The following is a 22,620-nucleotide window of genomic DNA, read 5'->3' on the forward strand; positions in this document are numbered from 1 at the left end:
GTGAAACGATAAATTAACGAAATTTGCTGCACACTTCACGCTTTTCCCGACGCTTTCACATTGCTTGCACATTCATTCACGAATTCCTGCGCTTTTGACCCCTAAAGTGAAATTCAGCACTTATAAGAACGCCAAAAGGAGCGTCAGGATGAGAACATCACCAATAAAAACACTCACAGCGTTAACCAAAACAAGCGTTGCCTCATTATTTGCCGGCCTGCTATTAACAGCGTGTGGCGGTGATAGTGAAGGTGGAAATGGCGGAAGCAACACCACCAGCACAACACAAGATCCAGCGGAAACAGCTGACCCGCAAACACCTACCGTTCTGACAGTACAGGATCAACAACTACAGGCGTTGATTGCACAACAAAACCTCGACCAATCAGCGACCAATAATCGCACGATTCCGGATATTGATTCCGATATTGCCCAGCTGGGTAAAGCACTGTTTTTCAGTAAAAGTCTGGGCGGCGATTTTGACAGCGCTTGCGTCACCTGCCACCACCCGATGTTGGGCGGAGCCGATCAGCTAAGCCTGCCAGTGGGAGTTGGCGCGGTTGCTCCGGATGTTCTCGGCCCTGGCAGAGTGCATACCTCTGGCCTGCCGGAAGTGCCACGTAACTCTCCTACCGTTTTTAATGTGGCGTTATGGGATGACAGTTTATTCTGGGATTCCCGGGTTGAGAGTCTCGGCAAAGAAGCCAACGCTAACGGTGCCGTTAGCGGCATCCGCACACCAGACTCTCCTTATTTACAGGCCGATGCCAACGCCGGAGCTAATCTGGCAGCGGCTCAGGCACGTTTCCCGGTGACATCCGCCGAAGAAATGCGCGGCACGACCTTTGAGTCCGGCAACAGCAATACAGCCGTACGCGATCACTTAGCCGCACGTATTGGCAATTATGGTGACGGCCAGGGTGAATTAGCCCGCAACGAATGGCTGGCTCTTTTTCAACAGGCTTTTGCTCAAAACGAATCGGCAGAAAATTTAATTACCTTCGATAATATTGCCTTTGCGATTGGTGAATACGAACGCTCAATGGTGTTTATTAATTCGCCGTGGCGTAATTATTTAGAGGGTAATACCAGCGCCCTCTCTGATGCAGAAAAACGTGGTGCACTGTTATTTTTTAATACCCCACAACAAGGGGGGGCGGGTTGTTCTGCTTGCCACAATGGCCCACTGTTAAGTGACGAACAACATCATGTGGTGGCATTCCCACAAATTGGTCCGGGTAAAGGTGATGGCGTTAACAGTGTCAGCAGCATAAACAACAGCGATGACTTTGGCCGCGAACGGGAAACCGGCAACAGCGATGATCGTTATCGTTTCCGCACGCCTTCGTTATTAAATATTGCTCAAACCGCGCCGTATGGCCATACCGGAGCCTTTGCCGACTTAGAGCAAGTGGTGCGCCATTATGTGAACCCTCGTGCGTCGGTTGAAGCCTATTTCCGCGATAATCGCCAGTGCGATCTGCAACAATTCCGCGATATCAGTAACTGCCAGAATTTGTATCTGGAATCGCTAAGCCATAGCCTGGCGGCTGCCGACAAACTGGATAACGAACGCAACAATGGCTCTTCGCAACTGCCCCGTATTCGCTTAAATAATCAGGATGTGAGTGATCTGGTGGCCTTTCTGGAAGCACTAACCGACCCTTGTATCGAAAACCGAGATTGCATGAGTGACTGGATTGCCGATGATGCCGCTGATCGTTTTGAAAACCCGGATGATCAGTTATTAATTGGCCGGGATAGTAATAATAATTTTTTGTGAATCATCTTAAGCCTTAAAAGAGAAACCCGATTGTCATCAATCGGGTTTCTCGATAAAGCGCATTAACGTTTTTACTCTTTAAACCGCTCGCCTTTAAATATCCTTACTGGATTCCCCCGCTCCAGTTGGTGATGGGTCATACGTCGATTGGCGTTCAGCACAGAAGCTCCCTTCTTTTCCTGTTCAGCTAACTTATAAGCCAGCAGCTGGATGGCTAGCTTTTTATTCGCATGCTGACTACGTTCAGTTTCAACCCGTACATTCAGCCCGCTTGGTGAATGTAGCGCGCGAACGGCCGAGTTGGTTTTATTCACATGCTGACCACCAGCTCCGGAAGCGCGACAAGTCGTGAAAATAATGTCCTTTTCATTGAGTTCACTTGCCTCAAGCCCGGCATCAATTCGCTGACCGCTAAAAAACCAGTTTTTCCGCTTATGGCCAATCCGGAATGGACTTTGGCAAATCCAGAGTAAATTACCACTCCAGCGTTCAGCGACAGATAGTGACGCGTCACCCTCCAGTGACAAAATTAACGACTGATAACAGCGCTTCTGTTGACCAGGCTGGGACTCAACAATATCTAACCTGACACCAGCACGGTGACAATCTTGCTGGATTTTACCCAGCGCCAGAGCGACAGCTCTGGCGCATTCGTCCGGGCCCTGCCCGGCTGATAATTGCAGTAATATCATCCTGAGCATTTTCCTTGAGTCTTAAATGTTAATACCGGGCGTAAGCGCGCAACGACCTGAATCAAACCAGCCTCAGTCATCGAAGCAATCACCTGATCACAACTTTTATAAGCCTGCGGAGCCTCCTCGTACAACAACTCTTTATTGCCACAAATCACACGACTGCCGAGTGATGTTTTTAGCAAATCTTGCTGTTTAAAGCGTTGATACAAGCGCTCTTTCGCTTCGGTTCGTTTCCATTTCCGGCCAGCCCCATGCGCCAGAGAAAAAAGACTGGCCGCAATATTCTGTTCTATCGGTTTCACCAGATAACTGTAATCCCCACGCGAACCCGGAATAATCACCATGCCCTGATCAGCAGGTGTTGCACCTTTGCGGTGTAACCATCCCTGTTGGCCATTCACTTCAGCGGGTAATACCGTATTGTGGTTAATGTCTAACAAACACTGCCCTTTGGCTTTTACCGCTTTCAGAAAACGACGTGCAATTAACTCACGATTTAATTCCGCCCAACGGACGGCTTCATCGTGTTGCTCAATATAGTCTTTTTGGTTATCACTCTCGGCAATAAGCCCATCATGATTAAATTGCTGAATATGTTCTGTCAGTATTTTTTGACCTAAACCACGCGAGCCAGAATGCACCAGCAGCAACAGCTGGGATTTATCAATGCCTGCCTGCTTGGCTAATTCTGGCATCAATATATCGTCTATCGCCTGAAATTCAGCAAAGTGATTACCACCACCAATGGTTCCCAGCGAGTGATCAAAATGATTGCACTGAATATTTTTGTCACACTTACGCTCAGCAATAAGATCAGACCAAGTGTCATCCAATGCTTGTTCAACGTCATTCAGACGCTTAGCCAGCTTATCCAGATGTAAACGTGGCACTTTGATAGAGCTTTGCCATAAGCTCATACCACAACCAATGTCATTACCGACTAATGCCGGATACAACTTACCAACAGAGAAAAAAGCGGCACCAATTGGGTAACCACGACCCGGATGCAAATCTGGCATGCCAGCAACCGCCACCATACCGTCAAGCTCAGCAGTTTTCTGCAACTGCTGCAGCGCTGCACCTTCCATCCAGTTTTCAGTCGCCGAAATAACCTTGATATCGGCGCAGGAGGAAGCTGCAGGCGTTTGATTATGAGAAATGCCCATAAACCAATCCTGTTTTAAATTTTAATGAATTTTGAAATCAGATTGGCAGGCCAACGGCCGGGCAAAGCAGAAAATAAGAAGAGTGCTTAAGCGGCCAGACCTGCGAACAGAGTTTTAGATAAAGACATAACAACCTCCTTCGCAGTGGGTAAGTAGAAAAGATGTGCGGAGCTTAATCGTTTTACTCCGTAAGTCAAGAAAATATCCAGCATTTAAAAAATACAGGCTGTGCGCCTGCTGCCAAATCCCTTCAAAAAAGTCTAAACAGTCATAACAGAAGAGCATTCATCTTCAACAAACCCCACCTTCTGAGCTTGCCCACATGCTTCACTATTGATATTTTAAATATCAGCATAATGTGCCTAGGTGCATATCTGAAAGGGATAATCTTGCTATGGAAGGTTTCTTAATGAAGTCTGCTTGCCTTTGGAAGCCCAAAGAAGCCATCGAAACCTTGCAAGACAGGGTTAGCTTGCAAGACAGGGTTAGCTTGCAAGACAGGGTTAGCTTGCAAGGTATGCGACCTTGTAAGGTCACACTATTAAAATGTTATGCGTTAAAAATTAAGGAAATTTATCATGGGATTGACTATATCAAGTGGTGAGTATGCTTACTACCTAAAGGAAGACCCTGAGGGCGCTAAATGGATGGAAGAAGACTTCAAAGTTATTAATTCAGTACTAAAGAAAAACGGAATTCCAGAACATTCTGAAGCTACCGAAGTGCCAGACGTTGCAATGTCGTCGATCGAGGGATTTCCTTATAGTTTCCTACACTATTTACGACGGATTTATGCTTTAGATAAGTTGGAGAAACCTGTTACTCCAACTAATGGTGAACTTACTGAAGAAGATGATAATTTTATAATGGAAGCATCCGAAATGATGGATTCTCATTTACTTTGCCATTCGGATACTGAGGGATACTACGTTCCCATTGAATTTGATGAGGTGATATTCGATGAGGAATTGACTGGAGGGATGTTAGGATCAAGCCAGAAGTTATTCTTGGAAATTCTTAAGGTTGCGCACTTAATAGATGTAAAAGTTAACGGTAGCGAAATATCTGAATCAACACATCAAGAATTAGTAAAAGCGGATGAAAACCACCCTTATTATATTGAAAGGGTGGTATGGTTTAACTTGTTCGAAAATTGCAAAAATAGTATTGAGAACAATACTCTAATTTCGTTCGGCTAAAAATTCCTAACAAGCGACTGTAATCTTCCCCCGATAAAACGGACACCCAAATCTAATTAAGATTAAGGTGTCCGCATACATCATAAGATAAACGCTCTATCACGCTTGCTGCAAAATCTCTTCAATAAAATCTAAACGATCCTGACCGAAAAACATTTCACCTTCAAAAAACATGGTTGGCGCACCGAAACAATTACGTTTTACCGCTGCCTCGGTAGCATCAATCAGCTGTTGTTTAACCGCTGGATCCTGAGTAGCTGCCAGTAATTCATCAGCAGGTAAATCATTATCCAACAGCGCCTGTTTAATCACTTCCGGATCGGCCATATTCAGCCCCTGATTCCACAAGGCATCAAACATCACATTGTTATAAACCTCAGAAACACCGAGTTTTTCCGCAGCAAAACAGCCGCGCATCAGCGGTAATGTATTCACCGGAAAGTGAGGGTTCATTTTAAACGGCACCTGATAGCGCTTAACAAAACGCGGCACATCGTGCTTCAGTAAATACATGCCTTTTACCGGAATAGCCGCCGGAGGCTGGTTTTTGGTCGCTTTATGAACGCCACCTAACAGCATCGGACGGTATTCAATATTCACGTCGTATTTCTCACGTAAATAGTCAAAACGCTTGTGGGCCAGGTACGCCATTGGGCTGCCAAAATCAAAATAAAATTCGATGGTTGTGCTCATGCTATTCTCTCTTTTAAATGGTTGATTACATCGCTTTAATCGGCATGTTGGAAGTCACGGACTTCACCATTTTTCCGCCCATGGGCGCACATCCAATTCAAACGTCCAGGCATTGCGTGGCTGTTGATGCAACATCAGGTAGTTTTTAGCCAGATCATCCGGCTGCACCACACCATCTTTATCCGCCAGTTCCTGATACTGAGGGTGATTATCACGAATCCATTGGGTATCCACCGCAGCATCAATAATCACATGAGCCACATGAATATTCTGCGGCCCCAGTTCGCGCGCCATGCTTTGTGCAAGCGCACGCAAACCGTGTTTGGCACTGGCAAACGCACCAAATACTGCACCACCGCGCACACTGGCGGTGGCACCGGTAAACAAGATGGTGCCACGTTTACGCTTGGTCATCACTCGTGCCGCTTCACGCCCGGTCAGGAAGCCGGCAAAACAAGCCATTTCCCAGATCTTCATAAACTTGCGGCTGCTGGTGGATAAAATGCTCATTGGCATATTGGCACCAATGTTAAAGATCACCACTTCCAGTTCGCCAATGTCGGATTCAATCTGAGCAAACAGTTGTTCGACCTGCTCTTCATTACGGGCATCGCAGCTAAAGCCACGAGCATCGTGACCTTCTGCGGTCAGCTCTTCAATCAGTGGCTGTAACTGATCGCCATTGCGTCGGGCCATACAGGTAATAAACCCGGCGCGGGCAAACTGACGGCTGATGGCGGCACCAATGGCATCTCCGGCACCCATCACCAGGGCGACTTGTGGCTTGTCAGACATGGTTAAACTCCTGAAAGGAATGTACTTATTATGTGTGATAACAAAGTTATGCCATTCAAAAAGCGTGTACAAACTATGATTTCTACGCTATAGAAAAGCTATACTTTTTCATGGCAATAATAATCAAGCAATGAATCCTTCTTCCCGCACACCACCCATCCAGTTTATTCCGGTCTTTGAAGCAGCCGCCCGCCACCTGAGTTTTAAGAAAGCCGCCGCCGAGCTGAACGTCACTGCACCGGCCGTCGGGCAGCAGGTTAAGGCGTTTGAACAGTGGTTAGGAGAAGCGCTGTTTTTGCGCCATACCCGCAGCCTGAGCCTGACCGAAGCCGGTGCTTATTATTATCAGGTGGCGCACCAGATGATGCAGCAGCATCGCCAGGGGTATATGGGATTTCAGCGGCGTTTTCAGAACCGCTCATTACACGTCAGCGCGCCGCTGTTTATTGCTCAGGAATTATTGATGCCCAATTATCTTGGCTTTGCTGAGCAGGCGGCGGATACCGAATTGCGTATTGAAGCGCGCAACCGCTATGTCGATTTTGAAACCGAACAGGTCGATGCCGCCATTCGTTTTGGTGATGGCAACTGGCCAGAGCTGTATAGCCAGCGTTTATGTTATTCCGCCGTGACACCGGTTTGCAGCCCGGTGTATGCCGCCGCCCATAGTTTTGCTGAGTTACAGGATTTATCGCAGCATCGCTTGATCAGTGAATCGGAAGACATGGCGACCTGGCAGACTTTTCTTGCTCCGGATACCCAGATTCACCTTGATAACCGCATTATTTGTGATTCGCACTTTGCCGCCGTTAAGGCAGCCGCCGACGGGCTGGGTATTGCTCTGGCGATTTTGCCCATTGCTAACCGCTGGATTAACGATGGCCGACTGGTGACGCCGTTTCCGCTGCAGTACCAAACCGATAAAGGCTATTGGCTGGTAACGCCGAAACATAATCAGGATAAAGCGGAAATTACGGCCTTGCTGGCCTGGTTGACTCAGCTCTTCCGCCAGATTCCGGAGTTAACCTCCGCCTTACCGGATGGCTAGGCTGTTAACAGCTTTTAGAATAAGCATAACTGCTGCTCATTTAACTGCGGGCAACGACCACCAATGCCTAATAAACGCACCCCTTTATCCTGCCGTTGCAGTGCCTGTTGAAATAACCGGGCAAAGCCTTCCGGGCTGGCTACTTCGTGACTGTCGGCCAATGTGGTTTGGCTGAAATCGGCAAACTTCACTTTGACGAACGGTGCCAACTGCACCACCTCAAACTCTGTTTTTGCCACACGCTCGCACCATAATTGCCAGAGTCGTGGTAACTGGGCTAAGCATTCATCCTCTGTTATTAAATCGGTGGCAAAGGTTCGCTCTACGCCAATCGACTTACGCTCCCGCCCCAGAGTTAACGGACGGTTATCCAGCCCCCGACAGCGCTGATATAACATCGCGCCCATACGGCCAAACTGACGCACCAGATCCTCCTGACTCCAGTGCTGAGCCTCGGCGCAGGTTGTAATACCGGCCTGCTCCAGCTTGGTTTGCATCGCCGGGCCAATGCCAGGTATTTTGCGTACATCCAGCAGTCGAACAAAGTCATCAACCCGGTGGGGTTTTACTACACACTGACCATCCGGTTTATTCCAGTCGCTGGCGACTTTTGCCAGAAATTTGTTCGGCGCAATGCCCGCCGATACGGTAATACCCACTTCCTCACGCACCCGCTGGCGGATCTGGTGGGCAATGTCACTGGCATTATGTTCGGGGTTTATTTCCAGATAGGCCTCATCCACCGACACCTGCTGGAGTAAGGTCATCCCTTCTCGCTGCCAGGCAAAGTCACGTAAAATGGCCATCACCTGACGTGATACATCACGGTAATGATTCATATTGCCGGGCACCAGGGTCAGCTGCGGACAGAGCTTTAACGCCTGTGCGGTCGCCATCGCTGAGCGCACACCAAACTCCCTCGCCGGATAGTTGCAGGTGGAAATCACACCACGGCGTTTGGCATCACCACCAATGGCAATCGGGATATCGCGATATTGTGGATGGTCGCGCATTTCGACCGCCGCAAAGAAGCAGTCACAGTCGATATGAATGACTTTACGCGACAGCGACATATCCACATTTTCCTAACGCCAGTGCTTCTGACATTTGTTCTTCTGGCCTCTTTTTTAGATACTGTCTTTATATACAGTATAAAACATTAATATAACAAGCTTTGCCAGCCAATGGCATGGCTTGTTCATCTGCTGAAACAAAGGTTCTCATCTGAGTGCAGTGTCAGAGCTGGCGAGTGATGGCAATCTGATGCAAAATCAGGCTCCAATAATTCTAAGAGGTAATCTCATGCACGCTTCCCTGATTTACTGGCCAGTTCTGGCTCAGGTATTCCTGACCATGATGATGTTTATTGTGCTGGTAGGCCGCCGCACCCAGGCCATCAAAGACGGCAGCGCCGATCGTTCTAAAACCGCACTGGATAATAAAGCCTGGCCTGATCGTGTCGTTCAGGCATCTAACAACATCAGCAACCAGTTTGAATTACCGGTGCTGTTTTACGTTCTGGTATTGATGCTGGTCAGCCTGGATGCGGTAACCACAGCTGCTCTGGTACTGGCCTGGGTATTTGCGGTTAGCCGTTATATTCATGCCTATATTCATACCCACTCCAATTACGTGCCATGGCGCATGCGTGTTTACACCATTGGTTCGCTGTCGGTGATTGGTTTATTTGTATGTAACGTGCTGGCGTTGGTTTAAACTGTGGGCCAGCAACCTTCCTCATGGCGCCTCTGGCTCCAGCAACGGGCTGAAAATGAGCGCAACAACCTGCGCTTATTTGTTAGTGGCGCCGCCGCGTTTTTTATTGGCCTGGGCGCTGTGCTCTACGCCGATCAAAAATTATTGCCTTCGGTTATGCAGGAATTGCTGGCTGGCAGTGGCTTAGTGTTAAGTGGTGCCGGTGCACTGCTGGCACTTACCGGATATATACTTTTGAGTTTTTCGCGAATCTTTCGCTTAACTCGTACAGATGAGAAACATCATGACTGAACGCTTCCCCGATATTGAAATTTACCTGATGAAAGCGGAGGCAGAGCCGGTTCTGAGCTGGCTGCAGCAAACGCTCGGAGAAGTAACGGTTAAAAATGGTGATGCGGATACTCAACACTGGCAAGTCGCCGATATGGATATTTATTTTACCGAACAAGCTGAGAAAAATTTTGCCAGCCTGTGGATTAAACAAAATAAAACCCCTTGGTTAACCGACCTGGAATGTGCCCGCTCAGCCCATACCACCTTGCAGTGTGAAATTCGTTGCAGTGATTCCGGTTGGCAGGAGAATGAAGGTGACGATCAGTCCGGGCAAGGCTGGATCAAATTGATACGTGGCGAAGAAAAACCATTTATCTGGAAATAACCGTGACTACTCTGCTTATTTTTGTACAACGTTATTGGGCTGTATTATCAACCTTATTGCTAGCGTTCGTAACATTGGTATCTTTATACCCTGCGGACCAATTACCCAAAGTCCCCGGCAGCGATAAAACGCATCACTTTGTTAGTTATGCCGCGGTGATCTTTCCGATTGCCCTGGCAAAGCCCAAACACTGGTTATGGCTGGCATTATTCGTTATTGGCTGGAGCGGCCTGATCGAGCTGATTCAACCCTATGTGAATCGCTATGGCGAATGGCTGGATCTGGCCGCCAATAGCGCTGGGGTCGTAATTGGTATTCTGCTGGCGCTGTTAAGCCGCCGACTTTTCATTAAATCTCGCACCTGAAAGCGCGCTATTCCTTAACATCGCCCTCTATGATGGCTGACAATTAAGCAGCTATCAGCAAACCTTCTGCTGATACAAACTTCCTCTTTTCATACAGCACCTTTCAGTACCGGCATCCTCCTTGCGACTGATATTTACAGTTTCTTGCACCGCAAAGCTTGCAAATGCGAAATATTATCATTAACTTAAGCATTATTGTTGCAGGAGACGCTTATGCCACAGCCAGCCAAAGCCCCCAATATTGTTATGTTACCGCATGCTCAGCTTCCTTCTCACACCACCCGGCTTAACCGCTTTCAGGTGGTGCAGGTTGGTCAGGAGCACGCCATTCGTCGTCTGGAGCAGCTGGAAGGCCGCATTCAACAATACAGCGATCCGATCCAGCATCCGGAATGGCTGAACGAATACATTGACCTGGGGTTGGATCTGGCTGAGCACGCGGGTACACGAAATCTGCGCCCGTTACAGGAAAGCTGGCTGAAGCGGATTTATAAAACCCTGCGTGATACGGCTTTTAATCTGGACTGCCATGAATGCTGGCGTCAGCAATGTCTGGATTTTTTGTATCAGCCATTTTTTGCTCTGCAACATTTTTATCGCGAACAGCCCAACGGGCGACAAAAAGTTCGTTTGTTATTTAAAGACTTGTCGATGATTACCCGTTACGTGGTGTAAACATCCACTTACCATCGCTGCTTGCAGCGCGGTAATACCAGATGGGATTGAGGGTCAGCACGGACGCTTTCTACTTTAATCCGTGATTATTCAGGAATTAATTATGCAACGCATTGGACTTATTTTTGGCACCGACACCGGCAACACCGAGGAGGTTGCACAAAAACTTCAGGAACGTATCGACTGGGCCATTGTGGAAACCCACGATATTGCCAGCTGTTCGGTTGAGGATATTCAGCAGTATCCGGTTTTGATTATGGGCATTCCAACCTGGGATTTTGGTGGCATTCAGGCGGACTGGGAAGACTTCTGGCCGATTCTGGAAGACATGAGTTTTCAGGACAAAATCATTGCGCTGTACGGCTTAGGCGATCAGTTTGGCTATGGTAACTATTTTCTGGATGCTATGGGTCTGTTGCATGATGCGGTACGTGATCGCGGTGCAACCATCATAGGACATTTCTCGGTTGAGGGTTTTGACTTTGAAGAATCCAAAGCCTTAACCGAAGACGGTGAAAGTTTTGTTGGTTTAGCACTGGATGAAGACCAGCAATTTGAATTATCCGACGAACGCATTGATCGCTGGTTAAAACAAATCCGCGCCGAGCTGGATAATCTGCAAGCGCTGTCTGCGTAAGTCGATTAAATTCGATCCAAACAAATATATTAACCCGGCTGTTATCGCCGGGTTTTTGTGTTTAATTTTTTCCGCTTAACTTTTTTTCATTTAAACTTTTCCCTTTTAAACCGGGTCTTGCCGACAGGCTAATAGCTCTTGTTGTAGCGCCTCTTCATCGAAGGCCGCTGAGCTGATTAATTCCAGCCGGCTTTCATCCAGTGCCCGGGTAGGCATCTCGGTTAACACCCCTTCTCGCAGATTAAACACATACGCGCCTGCATTGGTGTTTATTAATCCCTTGGCTCTTTCCACCTCCAGACCCGATAACCAATTGCGTATTTTTTCCAGCGAAAATAATTGCTGCCCCTGGATCAGCCAACCCAGTGAAAAATGGCCCTGCCCATGGTTACTCTGCCGACGCAGCGTTTCATCGGCTGCTAATGGTTGCTGAGCATCTAACCCCGCTTCTTTTTGATGAACATGGGCGTGTGCTTCAGGGTGTACCGCCAGCCGTTGTGGATCAGCAGGATGATGTAATAAGGCAATATCCAGCTGCCCCTGAGTGACCATAACGGCGGCCGCTTTTTCAGGCTGTGACTGACGCACCAGCGTATCGAAACGGGCTTTATCAGCATCCTCAGCCAGATCACTTTTATTGGCCACCAGCACATCGGCCAGCTGAATCTGATCAACAAACGTCTCATGTTGGGTATAACGGGGCTGACTCAGATGGCGCGGATCAACCAGACACACGCTGGCTCCGATTTCCAGAATATCCTGATAATGCTCATTACGCAGTGTTTCGAGAATATTGCGCGGATGCCCTAAACCCGTGGGTTCAATTAATAAAACATCCGGCTTTTCTTTGGCGATCAGTAAATTCAACCCCATCTGAAAAGGCAAGCCTGAGACACAACACAAACAGCCGCCGGGAATTTCTTTGGTCACCACGTTGTTAAATTCACCGGTTTGAGATTCGAGAATGGCACCATCCACTCCGATCTCACCAAATTCATTCACCAGCACGGCCCACTTTTCGGCTTCTGGTTTTTGTTTTAATAAATTCACAATGGCGGTGGTTTTTCCCACCCCTAAAAAACCGGTAATAATATGTGTACGAATCACATTGAATCTCTTTAAAAATAATGTCGTGTTTATATTAATTAAAAACCTGTTATTCAAGCTCACGCAACACCGTGAGCGGGGCAACGTTTACTGCTGCCCGCATTAAAAAACGTCCCACCAGCACCAACACTAAAATGGTCATTGGCGGCAACCATAACCAGGCCCATCCCAATCCCTGAAACACACCCGCATAAGGAATATTCAGCAAATACTGATACAGGCCAAACACAATCATTTCGCCGCCAACCAACGCAAACAGGGCTGAAATCAGTGCCAGCAATGAAAACTCTGCCATTTGCGCCCGACGAATCACTCCGCGATCGGCGCCCAGTGTGCGCAGAATGGCACCTTCACGCAAACGCTCGTTCAAACTGGCAATCAGGGTGGCAATCATCACCAGGCCCGCAGCAATTAAAACAAAACTCAGAATCAACTCTACTGCCAGGCTCACTTGTATTAATAAAGTCTGAATCTGACCCAGCACAATCTGCATATCCAGTAAGGTGACGGTTGGAAAGTCGCGGATTAATTGAGTTAAGGCTTGCTGTTTTTCCGCCGGTACATAAAAGCTGGTTAAAAAACTGCCCGGCAGCCGCTCCAGGACATCCGGCGAAAACATCATATAAAAGTTCGGCGATAATGAGCCCCAATCCACTTCACGAATGCTGGAGATGGTTGCCTCAAAATCGACACCACCCGCACGAAATGCCAGTTGATCTCCCAGCCCAACATTTAATCGTTGGGCCAGATCCTGCTCAATCGAAACCTGATTTTTCTGCGTCAGCAAGGTTTGCCAGTCTCCGGCAATAATGCGGTTAGAAGCGGGGAGTTGTGAATCAGAGGTTAATGCCAGGTCGCGGTTTAATGCTCGGTCGGAGGCAACCGCTAACGTCTGAATATCCTGATCATTAATCGCCACCAGTCGGCCGGGCACCATGGTGTACAACCGCTCGGTGCGATAACCAGCGGCTTCAATACGCTGATAAAACTCATCTTTTTCATATGGCTGAATATTAATGGCAAACACATTCGGAGCGTCTTCCGGCAAGCTGGCCTGCCAATCTGCCAGCAGGTCGTTGCGTACCACACCAATCACCACCATCACCAGCAGAGTCAGAGAAAAGGCCAGAATCTGACCGGCAGTCTGGCGGCTGTTACGGCTCAGGTGCTGCCAGGCAAAACGCAGCGTCAGCGGTAAATTGATCCGCGCCAGAGGTTGACGCAAGGCGGCGATCAGGCCGTGTAATGCCATCAGCAGTACCAATACCACCACACTGCCGCCTAACATCATGCCCAGCGTCAGTGGCATATCCTGAGTGAAAAACCACAACAGCAGGGTTAATGCCACCAGCGCCAGCAAGGTTATCAGCCAGCCGGACAAAGGCACTGGTGTGATATCGCGTCGCAACACACGCAATGGGGTCACACGCGATAACGGCAGGATATACGGCAGGGCAAAACCCAGTAAGGTCAGCACACCACTGCTGGCACCCAGTAACCAGGCCGACAATGGAGCCGATGGTAGGTTTTCCGGCAGAATTCCCTGCAACAGCTGAATTAACCCTTGCTGTAATAACGCTGCCAGTGCTGCTCCAACCAGTGTTGCCGCCAGTCCTAATACCATTAATTGCCAGGCATAAATCTGATACACCTGACGTTGCTGTAAACCAAAGGTGCGCATCAGAGCACTAATGTCGTAGTGGCGCTGGGCATAACGCTGAGCACAAATCGCCACGGCAACACTGGCCAGTACCACCGCCAGCAAAGCCGCCAGCCCCAGGTAACGACGCGCCCGATCGAGGGCATCCGACATCGCCTGATTGCTGTCTTGCAGTGACTCAAAGCTCTGATTCGCGTCCAGCTGCCAACCATTACGCAGCTGTTGCAGCACATCGTTGTCGCCTTTCAGTAACAGGCGATACTGCAACCGACTGCCGGGCCCCAGTAATGAGGAGTTTTCGATATCCTGCCAGTGCACCATCACCCGGGGCGATAAGGTGTAAAAATTCCCCCCTCGGTCACTTTCTTCCAGAATAACCGCACTGATGCGGTATTCCCCCTCTCCGAGTTCGATATTATCGCCCACTTTCGCCTGTAACAGCGCCAGTAAGCGAGGCTCAACCCAGACTTCTCCCGGACGCGGGCCTTGTGTTGCCAAAGTATGCGACGCGGCTTGCTGATAAGCCTGATCGCTGATGAGTAGCCGTCCACGTAATGGATAACCGTCATCGACCGCCTTAATCGCCGCCAGTGACATCTCGTCTCCCTTCAGCACCACACTGGGGAACGTCAGCGTACGGGCGGTTTCAATTCCCCGCTGTTGAGCCTCCTGCCGCCAGGCATCATTGATCAGGCTGGTGGATTTCAGCCGCAAGTCAGCGCCTAATAAATCGTTGGAACGTGACTGCATGGCCAGATCCAGCCGGGCGCTGAACAAGGCAATGGCGGTAGTGGATGTCACCGCAATCAACAGCGCCATCAAAATTAACGTCAGCTCACCACTGCGTGCTTCACGAGCCAGTAACCGCAGCGCCAGACGAATGGGCATCAGGCTCATGACGATACCTCGGTCGCCATGAACGCCTCTGCTTCTGTTGCTGACTGCAAGCGGCCATCCACCATTTCCACCTGGCGTGAACAACGAGCGGCCAGCTCAGGATCATGCGTCACCAGCACCAGTGTGGTTCCCTGCTCCTGATTCATACGGAATAACAGCTCTTCGATCTGGTGGCCGGTGGCCCGGTCCAGATTGCCGGTTGGCTCATCGGCAAATAAGATGCGTGGCGAACCGGCAAAAGCACGGGCAATGGCAACACGCTGCTGCTCACCACCAGATAACTGCGTTGGATAATGCTGCTCGCGGTGATCCAGCCCAACCTGAGCCAACCACGATTGGGCCTGTTGCCGGGCATTTTTTTCATTAGCAATTTCCAGTGGTAGCATCACGTTTTCCAGCGCGGTTAAACCGGGTAATAGCTGAAAGTTCTGAAACACAAATGACACCCCACCAGCCCGTACGGCTGCGCGCTGATCTTCATCCAGCTGATCAATACGCTGGCCCAGTAAGCTGATGTGCCCGGCACTGGGCTGATCCAAACCGGCCATCAAACCTAACAAGGTCGATTTACCACTGCCGGAAGCACCAACAATCGCAACACTTTCACCAGACTTGATCTCAATATCAACGCCCTGCAAGATGACCAGCTCCTGACTGCCCGCCTGTACCCGCTTTTCCAGCTGGTGCAGTGTCAGTGCCGGGTCCGTCGGGGAAGATTGTGAATCTGTTGAATTACCGGAGCGTGCTGTGTCGATGGTCATATTGTTACGAAACCTGCTGTTAATCGTATGGATAAGTGCGCTTTCAGTGGCTGCCTTGTCGGAAGAGAGCAAGGCTCAGGATACCCGGTTAAAAACCATTCTGGTTATCGGAGACAGCATTAGTGCCGGATTTGGCATTCCGATGCAACAGGGGTGGGTGGCGTTATTAGGTAAAGAATTGCAACGCCAGGGGCACCCGACCCGGGTCATTAATGCCAGCATCAGTGGTGATACCAGCCAGGGGGGTGTATCCAGGTTGCCTGCATTGTTGACCACACACCAACCGGATCTGGTAGTGATTGAGCTTGGTGGTAATGATGGTTTGCGGGGTACGCCGATACGTCTGATACGGGCTAATCTGCAACGCATGATGGATCAGGCAACTCAGGCAAACAGCGACATATTGTTGCTGGGCATGCAGATTCCGCCCAACTATGGCCGTAAATATACCCAGTCTTTCCGTGAGATATTTCCGACATTAGCCAGCCAAAATGCCGTTCCTTATGTACCTTTTTTACTCGATAAAGTCGCCACTACCCCAGGGATGATGCAGGCTGACGGCATTCACCCAACGGCGGCAGCACAACCTCTGATGATGGCCAGCGTTTATCCGGAAATTCTTGCCTGGCTCAAACGGTGATATTCGCAGATACGACTATACTGAATCTGGAATATACATCTCTACCGGATTCTCATGCATTCGTTTTTATCCCGGAGCAAATCAACTAAGCCATTAATCAACCGTTACCTGACGATCTGGTTGCTGTCTTGTGCTGTTCTGATTTTTCATCTGATGGGCTTATGGAGCGATACCAAAGCCCTGATTAATGATGAGTTTGAACGCCAACAACGAAGTTACTTCCAGACGCTTGAGCAGCAACTGGTACTGAGTCACACACCATTATCATCACTGAGCACTCAGGAATACCCCGGGCTTATCCGTACCCGACTGTACCAAAACCTGAGCCTGACCTTATATTCGACTGATGGCTATCTGATGGATCTGGATCACCCTGAGAAGGCCGCTGATCTCAGTCACCTGTTAGGTGAAGAAGTGCCGTTACGCGTTCTGAGCTCACTGCAACAACACGCTAACACCCCACTGCATTACAGCGACAAAAATGACAACCTCAATAATCAGGCGGTTTACCGGCGTATTATGTCAGTGTCAGCAGCCAATGATCAGGTAGCAGGCAGTCAGGAGTTACTGATTGAAGTCGCCCTGCCGATAACCGATGTTTACCAACGCTTTGCCCGGAGCAGTATTGCGGGTGTGGTTCTTTGGCTGCTGACCAGCCTCGCCATCTACTTCAGTTTTTACCGGGAAAGAAGTAATCATCTGAAATTATTGACCAAAGAAAAGGTGTTTATTAAATCGCTGAAAAAATCTGAAAGCACGACCTCTCTGTTTCTCAATAATATTTCCGGGTGCGCTTATCAGGCTGATTATCCGAGTTACAAACTGAAGTTTGTGACTCAGGGCAGCGAGCATATTTTCTCCCTACCCGCGGATGACTTTGCTCTGCACCACTATTCGCTACTGGATTTTCTGCATGAAGATGACAAAGACAATGTTATTCGTCAGATTGAAAAGCACGTTAAAGAACAGTCTTCGTTTGAATTTGTGTGTCGCCTGACCCAAGGCAATAAAAGCCGTTGGGCCATGAACAAAGGCCAGATCACCACCAGTAAAAACGGTAATCTGATCATTGAAGGTTTACTGGTTGATATTACCGATCAAAAATTATCACAGCAGCAGGTTGAGTATTTAGCCACTCGCGATCCTCTGACGGAACTGGCAAACCGCTATTGTTTTAATGACGAAATGATCAGCCATATCAATCGTGATACTCAGCATCAGCAGCCGTTTGCTTTATTGTTGATTGATCTGGATCGTTTTAAAACCATCAATGAATCACTCGGCCATCAGGTGGGCGACCGCCTGATTCGTCTTGTATCAGAGCGGCTAAAAAAAGCCGTAAATGAAAAACACCTGTTAGCCCGGTTAGGGGGGGATGAATTTATCATCATGATGAACAATCCCGGAGAGTCACAAGACATTATTGTTCTGGCGCATCATATCCGCGATATTCTGGCACAGACCTTTCAGCTGGATTACTACAAGCTCAGCACCACCTGCAGCATTGGCATCAGTTTGTATCCGGATAATGCAACGGAGTCTAATGAGTTAATGCAGCATGCCGATACCGCTATGTATAAAGCCAAAGAAAAAGGCGGCAACTGTTATCAGTTCTTTTCCAATGATATGAATCATCAGGCAAAAGAACGTTTAATACTGGAAAATGAATTACGCAAAGCGATTAAACTCGGTCAATTTGAACTGCATTACCAGCCTCAGGTAACCACGGAAAGCAATGTATTGTTAGGAGCAGAAGCGTTAATCCGCTGGAATCACCCAGAGCGCGGGATGATCTCTCCGGTTGATTTTATTCCGATTGCAGAAGAGACCGGCATGATTAAAGAAATCGGCGACTGGGCACTGGATCAGGCTTGTTCCGTTTTCAGTCGCTGGAATAAACAATTCGGTCTGAACCTGATTATTTCTGTGAATGTTTCTGCACGCCAGCTCAGCGAGCAATTTGTCACACGGGTTAAAAATACGCTGGATAAGTATCAATTTCCGGCCGAGCAACTGGAGTTGGAGATCACCGAAAGTCTGCTGATGGATAACCTGAACGAGAATATCCGTCTGATGCAGAAAATTAATGAGCTCGGAGTCGACTTTGCCATGGACGACTTCGGAACCGGCTACTCCTCTCTGAGTTACCTGAAGCAGTTTCCTTTAGGCAAACTGAAAATCGACCGCTCATTTATTAACGACATCACCTCAGATGCCGACGACGAGGCAATTGTTCGTGCCATCATTGCCATGGTCAATACCTTGAAATTAAAACTGGTGGCCGAAGGTGTGGAAAACGATCAGCAGCTGAGTATGTTGTCTGAGATGAACTGTTACAGTTATCAGGGCTACTATTTCAGCCGCCCTCTTCCTGAAAAAGAGTTTCAGCAACGCTATGTTATGGGCGATAACATTCAATCAATTTTCTGACCGTTATGGCTCATCAGAAAGCATCATCATTGCAGCGTTAAGGCGCTTTCTTTCATTCGCGGTAAAATGTTGATTGCGGTAATCGCGGAGTAATGTCTGAAGGCTTTCAGTATCAAGCCCGCTGGATTCAGCAGTTCCGGCCTCAAGCTCTCGCTGATAACGCTGATAGCGTTTTACTTTCTGTTGCCAAGCAGCCTGCCGCTTATCCACCATTGCCAGGCGGGTAGCAGCTTCATGACCAAAACGCTGTTGCCGCCAAAGATGAACTTCTTCAGAACTGGCTCCCTTTTCTGTCAGCTGTTGCTCCGTTTGATTAAGTTCAACCACACTGCGGGTCTGACGTTTCATCTGCTGAAGCGCCTCTGGAAGCTGCTGATCTAACGACTGTAGCGTTTCCTGATCAGCCTCAGATTGATAAGCCTGTAATTTGGCAATGGTGTGATTATCCATCGCTTCATCTGCTGCAAAAAAGGCATTAACAACCTCGGCACTCAACCACTCTTTTCTCAGTCGTTGTTGCCAGCGTATACGCGCAAAAATATCATCGGACTGAGCAAGGGTAATACGTTTTTGCTGTTCGGCATCATAATATTTCAACGCATCCAGATAACCGACATATTGCATTAACAGCAGCGCAGCCTGATCTCTGCCAGGCATGGGTAATTGCTGTATTTTTTCCTGCATAAGCGTCAATATCTGGCTCAGGGGTACTTCTCCCTGAGCGGATAAATGAAAATCCAACCATTGCCGTAAAGCCAGATTAATAACCAACTCACCGTCGGCATCAACCTGTAATGCACCATCAACGGTTGCACCCCGAAATGTTTTAAGACTGCTGAACCAGCCATTAAATTCATCAATATACGTCGCAGTACCGGTTACATCAGAATTCTCTGCGCTGACATGACTGGAATATTGTGACTCAGAACCAACCACCATCAGCTCTCCGGGCGATACCAGATAAGCCATAATGATCATCAGCAATAGCGCTGCAAAAAGCCAACGTCCCCAGCCATACCAACGCAGATATTTCATGTTATAGCCCGGCTTCTTTTAAACGATTGGCATGGGTGCGGAAAACCGTTAGCGGATCCGTTTCTGCCAGATCATGAATACCAAATAAATGATTCACTTCATCCAGATGATTCATACTGAAGTCATCACGAATCACCATACCCAGGCGTGATGAACAGCTTCCGACAGCGCCATCATTAGCGACACCTTCCGGAAAATTATTCGCGCCCAAAGCCGTCAGAATATCACTGGGGTCGAGTACATTGGTTGTTGGCTGGGCACCGCTCCAGGAATAATAGCGAATGCCATTAACTTCATAAGCACCTTCGCCACATTCGGTATCCGGAATGCCATCACCGTGCAGCTCATTAAACACAGCTGATTGTTCCGGTGTCATGGAACGCAATGCCGCAAGATAGTCCTGCTCAAAATCAACGCCGGTAATACCATCAATTAAATTAGGCAGAATATTGCCAAAAGTATTCAGTAATTGTTCAGAAGCCGGCGACAGGTCGTCCGGCAAAGACGATGGCACTCCCCGGTTAACCCCTGCAACCGTGGTGACAGAAGCGACTAAATCCGGGCGGACCGAGGCGACATAACGCACCGTTGGGCCACCTAAGCTGTGCCCGATCAGGTTAACTTTTTCAGCACCCGTGATCGCCAGTATCTGCTCAACTTGCGGAATTAATTGCTCGCCGCGAATTTCCGGGGTATTGGCATTCGCAACAACCGTAACGTATACGTCTGCACCATCCTGGCGTAGCGTTTCCGGAACTTTATACCAGTAATCAATACCGAGAATGTCATCAAAGCCAAACAGGCCATGCGTCAGAACTATTGGATATTTGGTTTGTGTATATCCGGTCGCGGGAGGTTTTGACATTGACCAGCCATGATGAGAAAAGCATACGCTGATAAAAGCCATAACAATGACGATCGTTCGCATCTTCATAAGAATGAGTCCTGTGTGTTTTTATTGTTTGAGGTAGCTCATTATCTGTCTGCTGCAGATATTCGAAGACAGTGTAGAAAACCGTCCATTGATCGACAGGTTCCTGAACGCCAGATCACGATTGTCGCCGGAGGGAGCAGACCGAAAACGCCTGCGTAGAAATTAAACGCCAGTATTTGTCACGAAAGATCCTGTCACCTCATGATGCCTGCGTTTTTGCCGGTACATCTCGGTGTCAGCTGTTTTCATCAACTCAGATAAGTCGTAGCCATGATCAGAGGTATAAGCGTAACCAATACTGGCTGAAATACTCAGTGGCGCCAGACGCGGACCATTTATATCTTCAACAACCCGTTGCAGGCGTTTTTGAATCATCAGCAGCTGATCCATGGTTTCAATCGGATCAACTAAAACAATAAATTCGTCACCTCCCAGGCGAGCCGCCATATCACCACGGCGCAATGCGCTGGCCAAACCTTTACCAACCTGTTCCAGCACATAATCTCCGGTATCGTGCCCCAGCTGATCATTGATCGCTTTGAAGCCATCAAGATCCAGATAAAAGACTGCCATATCGGCTTTTGATCGCTCAGCAGTTGATAATAAGCGCTGAGCATACTCATCAAAACTATAGCGGTTCGGTAGCCCGGTTAAGCCATCGTAGTTCGCCTGCTGATAAAGCTGACGGCGCTTTTCTTCTTCACCCGCCTCAAACCGTGAATGAATATGAAACATTTGCCGGTATAACGTCGGGAAAACAATAATTCCCATAACCACAATCACCAGCCAGCTCCATTTAATATCAGCCCAGGTCAGAGGTCGGGAGAACTGTACTTCCAGCGTGTAGTCACTGAGAGAGATTTCTCTGGTTGTATGTAATACCGGGAAAAAGCGCAATAAACCATCGTGTACTACGTCACTTTGTTTACCAACCAAACGAAAACGGTTTTGCTCTGTGACGGCAAACAATTCCACCCCAAGGTGCCATTGATCGGCAATAGAGGGCAATAAATCACTGACTTTAACCACCAGCAATGACAAAAACTGTGGCACAGACTGGTGTACCACAATCTGCATCATCACCATAACCGGTTCATCATCCAGTAATTGAAACGGTTCGGTCGGTACAATTTTTTCACTGATATCCTGAGGGATATGATCATTAATAAAATCGATGGTTTTCAGATCCAGACCAAGGCGCGAAGCTTCGATAGCCGGCTCAATCATAATCACTGGCAGGGCCTGATCATCATTAATGATTCTCTGAGGTACCAGACCTTCACCACTGACAAACCGAAGTACCGCCGGATCAATGAGTTGTTGCTGCATATAGTGTTCATATTCCTGCCAGTTTTCATCTTCAACAAACTGAGCCACCTGAAACATATGAACATGAGGGAAGCGACGTGCCATAATGCTGGCATAGTTGCGAACCGAATTCAGATCAACAGAATCTTTACCTTTGAAATACGTAAATAAACCAACCAGTAAGGTTTCATTCTGGGCCATCTTCTCCCGAACGTACTGACTGATCACGTAGCTTTCTGAGTCAAACTCGTGCTTCAGACTCTGCATATTCCACGACCAAGCCAGAATTAAAGACGTTACCAGACCTAACAAGGTCATAATCGTCAGTAACCCGTATAACACCGGCAAACGTGATTTTTTAGACTTGGAATGGAACATAGCTCAGCAACCGTCAATCCTTTGCAATAAGCGTAGCTGA

General features: G+C 48.3%; 22 protein-coding genes. 11 read left to right on the top strand and 11 right to left on the bottom strand.

Features of this window, described 5'->3' with window-relative positions; genetic code table 11:
• The first annotated feature begins 148 nt into the window (after nucleotides 1-148).
• Nucleotides 149-1,783: a cytochrome-c peroxidase gene (locus tag ACO05E_RS04930; protein WP_419811874.1), complete on the top strand. Its 1,635-nt coding sequence runs from the start codon at nucleotides 149-151 to the stop codon at nucleotides 1,781-1,783.
• A gap of 71 nt (nucleotides 1,784-1,854) precedes the next feature.
• Here the strand turns inward: ACO05E_RS04930 and prfH are convergent, their stop codons facing one another.
• Entirely contained in the window at nucleotides 1,855-2,475 is a 621-nt protein-coding gene (prfH, locus tag ACO05E_RS04935; protein ID WP_419811875.1) for a peptide chain release factor H, read from the bottom strand.
• Nucleotides 2,472-3,644: an RNA ligase RtcB family protein gene (locus ACO05E_RS04940; RefSeq protein ID WP_419811876.1), complete on the bottom strand. Its 1,173-nt coding sequence runs from the start codon at nucleotides 3,642-3,644 to the stop codon at nucleotides 2,472-2,474. The genes prfH and ACO05E_RS04940 overlap by 4 nt, the downstream gene beginning before the upstream one ends.
• A 578-nt stretch (nucleotides 3,645-4,222) precedes the next feature.
• On the opposite strand from ACO05E_RS04940, the gene ACO05E_RS04945 reads away from it, so the two are divergent.
• Nucleotides 4,223-4,843, top strand: coding sequence for a hypothetical protein (locus ACO05E_RS04945; RefSeq protein WP_419811877.1), 621 nt, complete (start codon nucleotides 4,223-4,225; stop codon nucleotides 4,841-4,843).
• Nucleotides 4,844-4,942: 99 nt separating this feature from the next.
• On the opposite strand, the gene ACO05E_RS04950 is transcribed toward ACO05E_RS04945, so the two are convergent.
• Both ACO05E_RS04950 and ACO05E_RS04955 read right to left on the bottom strand, forming a co-directional pair.
• Nucleotides 4,943-5,536: a 2-hydroxychromene-2-carboxylate isomerase gene (locus ACO05E_RS04950; RefSeq protein ID WP_419811878.1), complete on the bottom strand. Its 594-nt coding sequence runs from the start codon at nucleotides 5,534-5,536 to the stop codon at nucleotides 4,943-4,945.
• A 63-nt stretch (nucleotides 5,537-5,599) separates the two neighbouring features.
• Entirely contained in the window at nucleotides 5,600-6,331 is a 732-nt protein-coding gene (locus tag ACO05E_RS04955; protein ID WP_419811879.1) for an SDR family oxidoreductase, read from the bottom strand.
• 130 nt (nucleotides 6,332-6,461) lie between these two features.
• On the opposite strand from ACO05E_RS04955, the gene ACO05E_RS04960 reads away from it, so the two are divergent.
• Nucleotides 6,462-7,379, top strand: a complete 918-nt coding sequence (locus ACO05E_RS04960) for a LysR substrate-binding domain-containing protein (protein ID WP_419811880.1) — start codon at nucleotides 6,462-6,464, stop codon at nucleotides 7,377-7,379.
• Nucleotides 7,380-7,393: 14 nt separating this feature from the next.
• Here ACO05E_RS04960 and dinB read toward each other — a convergent pair whose 3' ends face one another.
• Nucleotides 7,394-8,452, bottom strand: a complete 1,059-nt coding sequence (gene dinB, locus ACO05E_RS04965; RefSeq protein WP_419811881.1) for a DNA polymerase IV — start codon at nucleotides 8,450-8,452, stop codon at nucleotides 7,394-7,396.
• Nucleotides 8,453-8,681: 229 nt separating this feature from the next.
• On the opposite strand from dinB, the gene ACO05E_RS04970 reads away from it, so the two are divergent.
• The 6 genes from ACO05E_RS04970 to fldB all read left to right on the top strand — a co-directional run bounded on the left by ACO05E_RS04970 (nucleotide 8,682) and on the right by fldB (nucleotide 11,430).
• Nucleotides 8,682-9,095, top strand: coding sequence for an MAPEG family protein (locus tag ACO05E_RS04970; RefSeq protein ID WP_419811882.1), 414 nt, complete (start codon nucleotides 8,682-8,684; stop codon nucleotides 9,093-9,095).
• Between the two features lie 3 nt (nucleotides 9,096-9,098).
• Entirely contained in the window at nucleotides 9,099-9,386 is a 288-nt protein-coding gene (locus tag ACO05E_RS04975; protein WP_419811883.1) for a hypothetical protein, read from the top strand.
• Entirely contained in the window at nucleotides 9,379-9,753 is a 375-nt protein-coding gene (locus ACO05E_RS04980) for a hypothetical protein (protein ID WP_419811884.1), read from the top strand. The genes ACO05E_RS04975 and ACO05E_RS04980 overlap by 8 nt, the downstream gene beginning before the upstream one ends.
• 2 nt (nucleotides 9,754-9,755) lie before the next feature.
• A complete protein-coding gene (locus ACO05E_RS04985; RefSeq protein ID WP_419811885.1) occupies nucleotides 9,756-10,118 on the top strand; it encodes a VanZ family protein in 363 nt (120 codons plus the stop codon).
• 213 nt (nucleotides 10,119-10,331) lie between these two features.
• Complete coding sequence (locus ACO05E_RS04990) at nucleotides 10,332-10,793, top strand: hypothetical protein (RefSeq protein ID WP_419811886.1); 462 nt, start codon at nucleotides 10,332-10,334, stop codon at nucleotides 10,791-10,793.
• 103 nt (nucleotides 10,794-10,896) lie between these two features.
• Complete coding sequence (gene fldB, locus ACO05E_RS04995) at nucleotides 10,897-11,430, top strand: flavodoxin FldB (RefSeq protein ID WP_419811887.1); 534 nt, start codon at nucleotides 10,897-10,899, stop codon at nucleotides 11,428-11,430.
• A 105-nt stretch (nucleotides 11,431-11,535) separates the two neighbouring features.
• On the opposite strand, the gene ACO05E_RS05000 is transcribed toward fldB, so the two are convergent.
• The 3 genes from ACO05E_RS05000 to ACO05E_RS05010 are packed head-to-tail and all read right to left on the bottom strand — an operon-like array spanning nucleotide 11,536 to nucleotide 15,855.
• The gene (locus ACO05E_RS05000) at nucleotides 11,536-12,537 is read right to left on the bottom strand and encodes a CobW family GTP-binding protein (protein ID WP_419811888.1); all 1,002 of its coding nucleotides are present in this window, start codon (nucleotides 12,535-12,537) and stop codon (nucleotides 11,536-11,538) included.
• Between the two features lie 49 nt (nucleotides 12,538-12,586).
• Nucleotides 12,587-15,094 carry an ABC transporter permease gene (locus ACO05E_RS05005; protein ID WP_419811889.1) on the bottom strand — a complete coding sequence of 836 codons (2,508 nt, stop codon included), beginning with the start codon at nucleotides 15,092-15,094 and terminating at the stop codon, nucleotides 12,587-12,589.
• Nucleotides 15,091-15,855: an ABC transporter ATP-binding protein gene (locus ACO05E_RS05010; RefSeq protein WP_419811890.1), complete on the bottom strand. Its 765-nt coding sequence runs from the start codon at nucleotides 15,853-15,855 to the stop codon at nucleotides 15,091-15,093. The genes ACO05E_RS05005 and ACO05E_RS05010 overlap by 4 nt, the downstream gene beginning before the upstream one ends.
• Between ACO05E_RS05010 and ACO05E_RS05015 the strand changes: the two genes are divergently transcribed.
• The gene (locus tag ACO05E_RS05015; RefSeq protein ID WP_419813658.1) at nucleotides 15,848-16,495 is read left to right on the top strand and encodes an arylesterase; all 648 of its coding nucleotides are present in this window, start codon (nucleotides 15,848-15,850) and stop codon (nucleotides 16,493-16,495) included. The genes ACO05E_RS05010 and ACO05E_RS05015 overlap by 8 nt on opposite strands.
• 54 nt (nucleotides 16,496-16,549) lie before the next feature.
• Nucleotides 16,550-18,925 (top strand): EAL domain-containing protein, encoded by a 2,376-nt coding sequence (locus tag ACO05E_RS05020; RefSeq protein ID WP_419811891.1) that lies wholly within the window; start codon nucleotides 16,550-16,552, stop codon nucleotides 18,923-18,925.
• Nucleotides 18,926-18,928: 3 nt separating this feature from the next.
• Here the strand turns inward: ACO05E_RS05020 and ACO05E_RS05025 are convergent, their stop codons facing one another.
• The 3 genes from ACO05E_RS05025 to ACO05E_RS05035 all read right to left on the bottom strand — a co-directional run bounded on the left by ACO05E_RS05025 (nucleotide 18,929) and on the right by ACO05E_RS05035 (nucleotide 22,580).
• Nucleotides 18,929-19,960 (bottom strand): lipase secretion chaperone, encoded by a 1,032-nt coding sequence (locus ACO05E_RS05025; RefSeq protein WP_419811892.1) that lies wholly within the window; start codon nucleotides 19,958-19,960, stop codon nucleotides 18,929-18,931.
• A gap of 1 nt (nucleotide 19,961) precedes the next feature.
• Nucleotides 19,962-20,825 carry an esterase/lipase family protein gene (locus ACO05E_RS05030; RefSeq protein ID WP_419811893.1) on the bottom strand — a complete coding sequence of 288 codons (864 nt, stop codon included), beginning with the start codon at nucleotides 20,823-20,825 and terminating at the stop codon, nucleotides 19,962-19,964.
• A gap of 231 nt (nucleotides 20,826-21,056) precedes the next feature.
• Nucleotides 21,057-22,580, bottom strand: coding sequence for a diguanylate cyclase domain-containing protein (locus ACO05E_RS05035; protein WP_419811894.1), 1,524 nt, complete (start codon nucleotides 22,578-22,580; stop codon nucleotides 21,057-21,059).
• Nucleotides 22,581-22,620: the final 40 nt, after the last annotated feature.

The organism is Bacterioplanoides sp., from assembly GCF_965226395.1.
In the GTDB taxonomy this organism is placed as follows: Bacteria; Pseudomonadota; Gammaproteobacteria; order Pseudomonadales; family Oceanobacteraceae; genus Bacterioplanoides.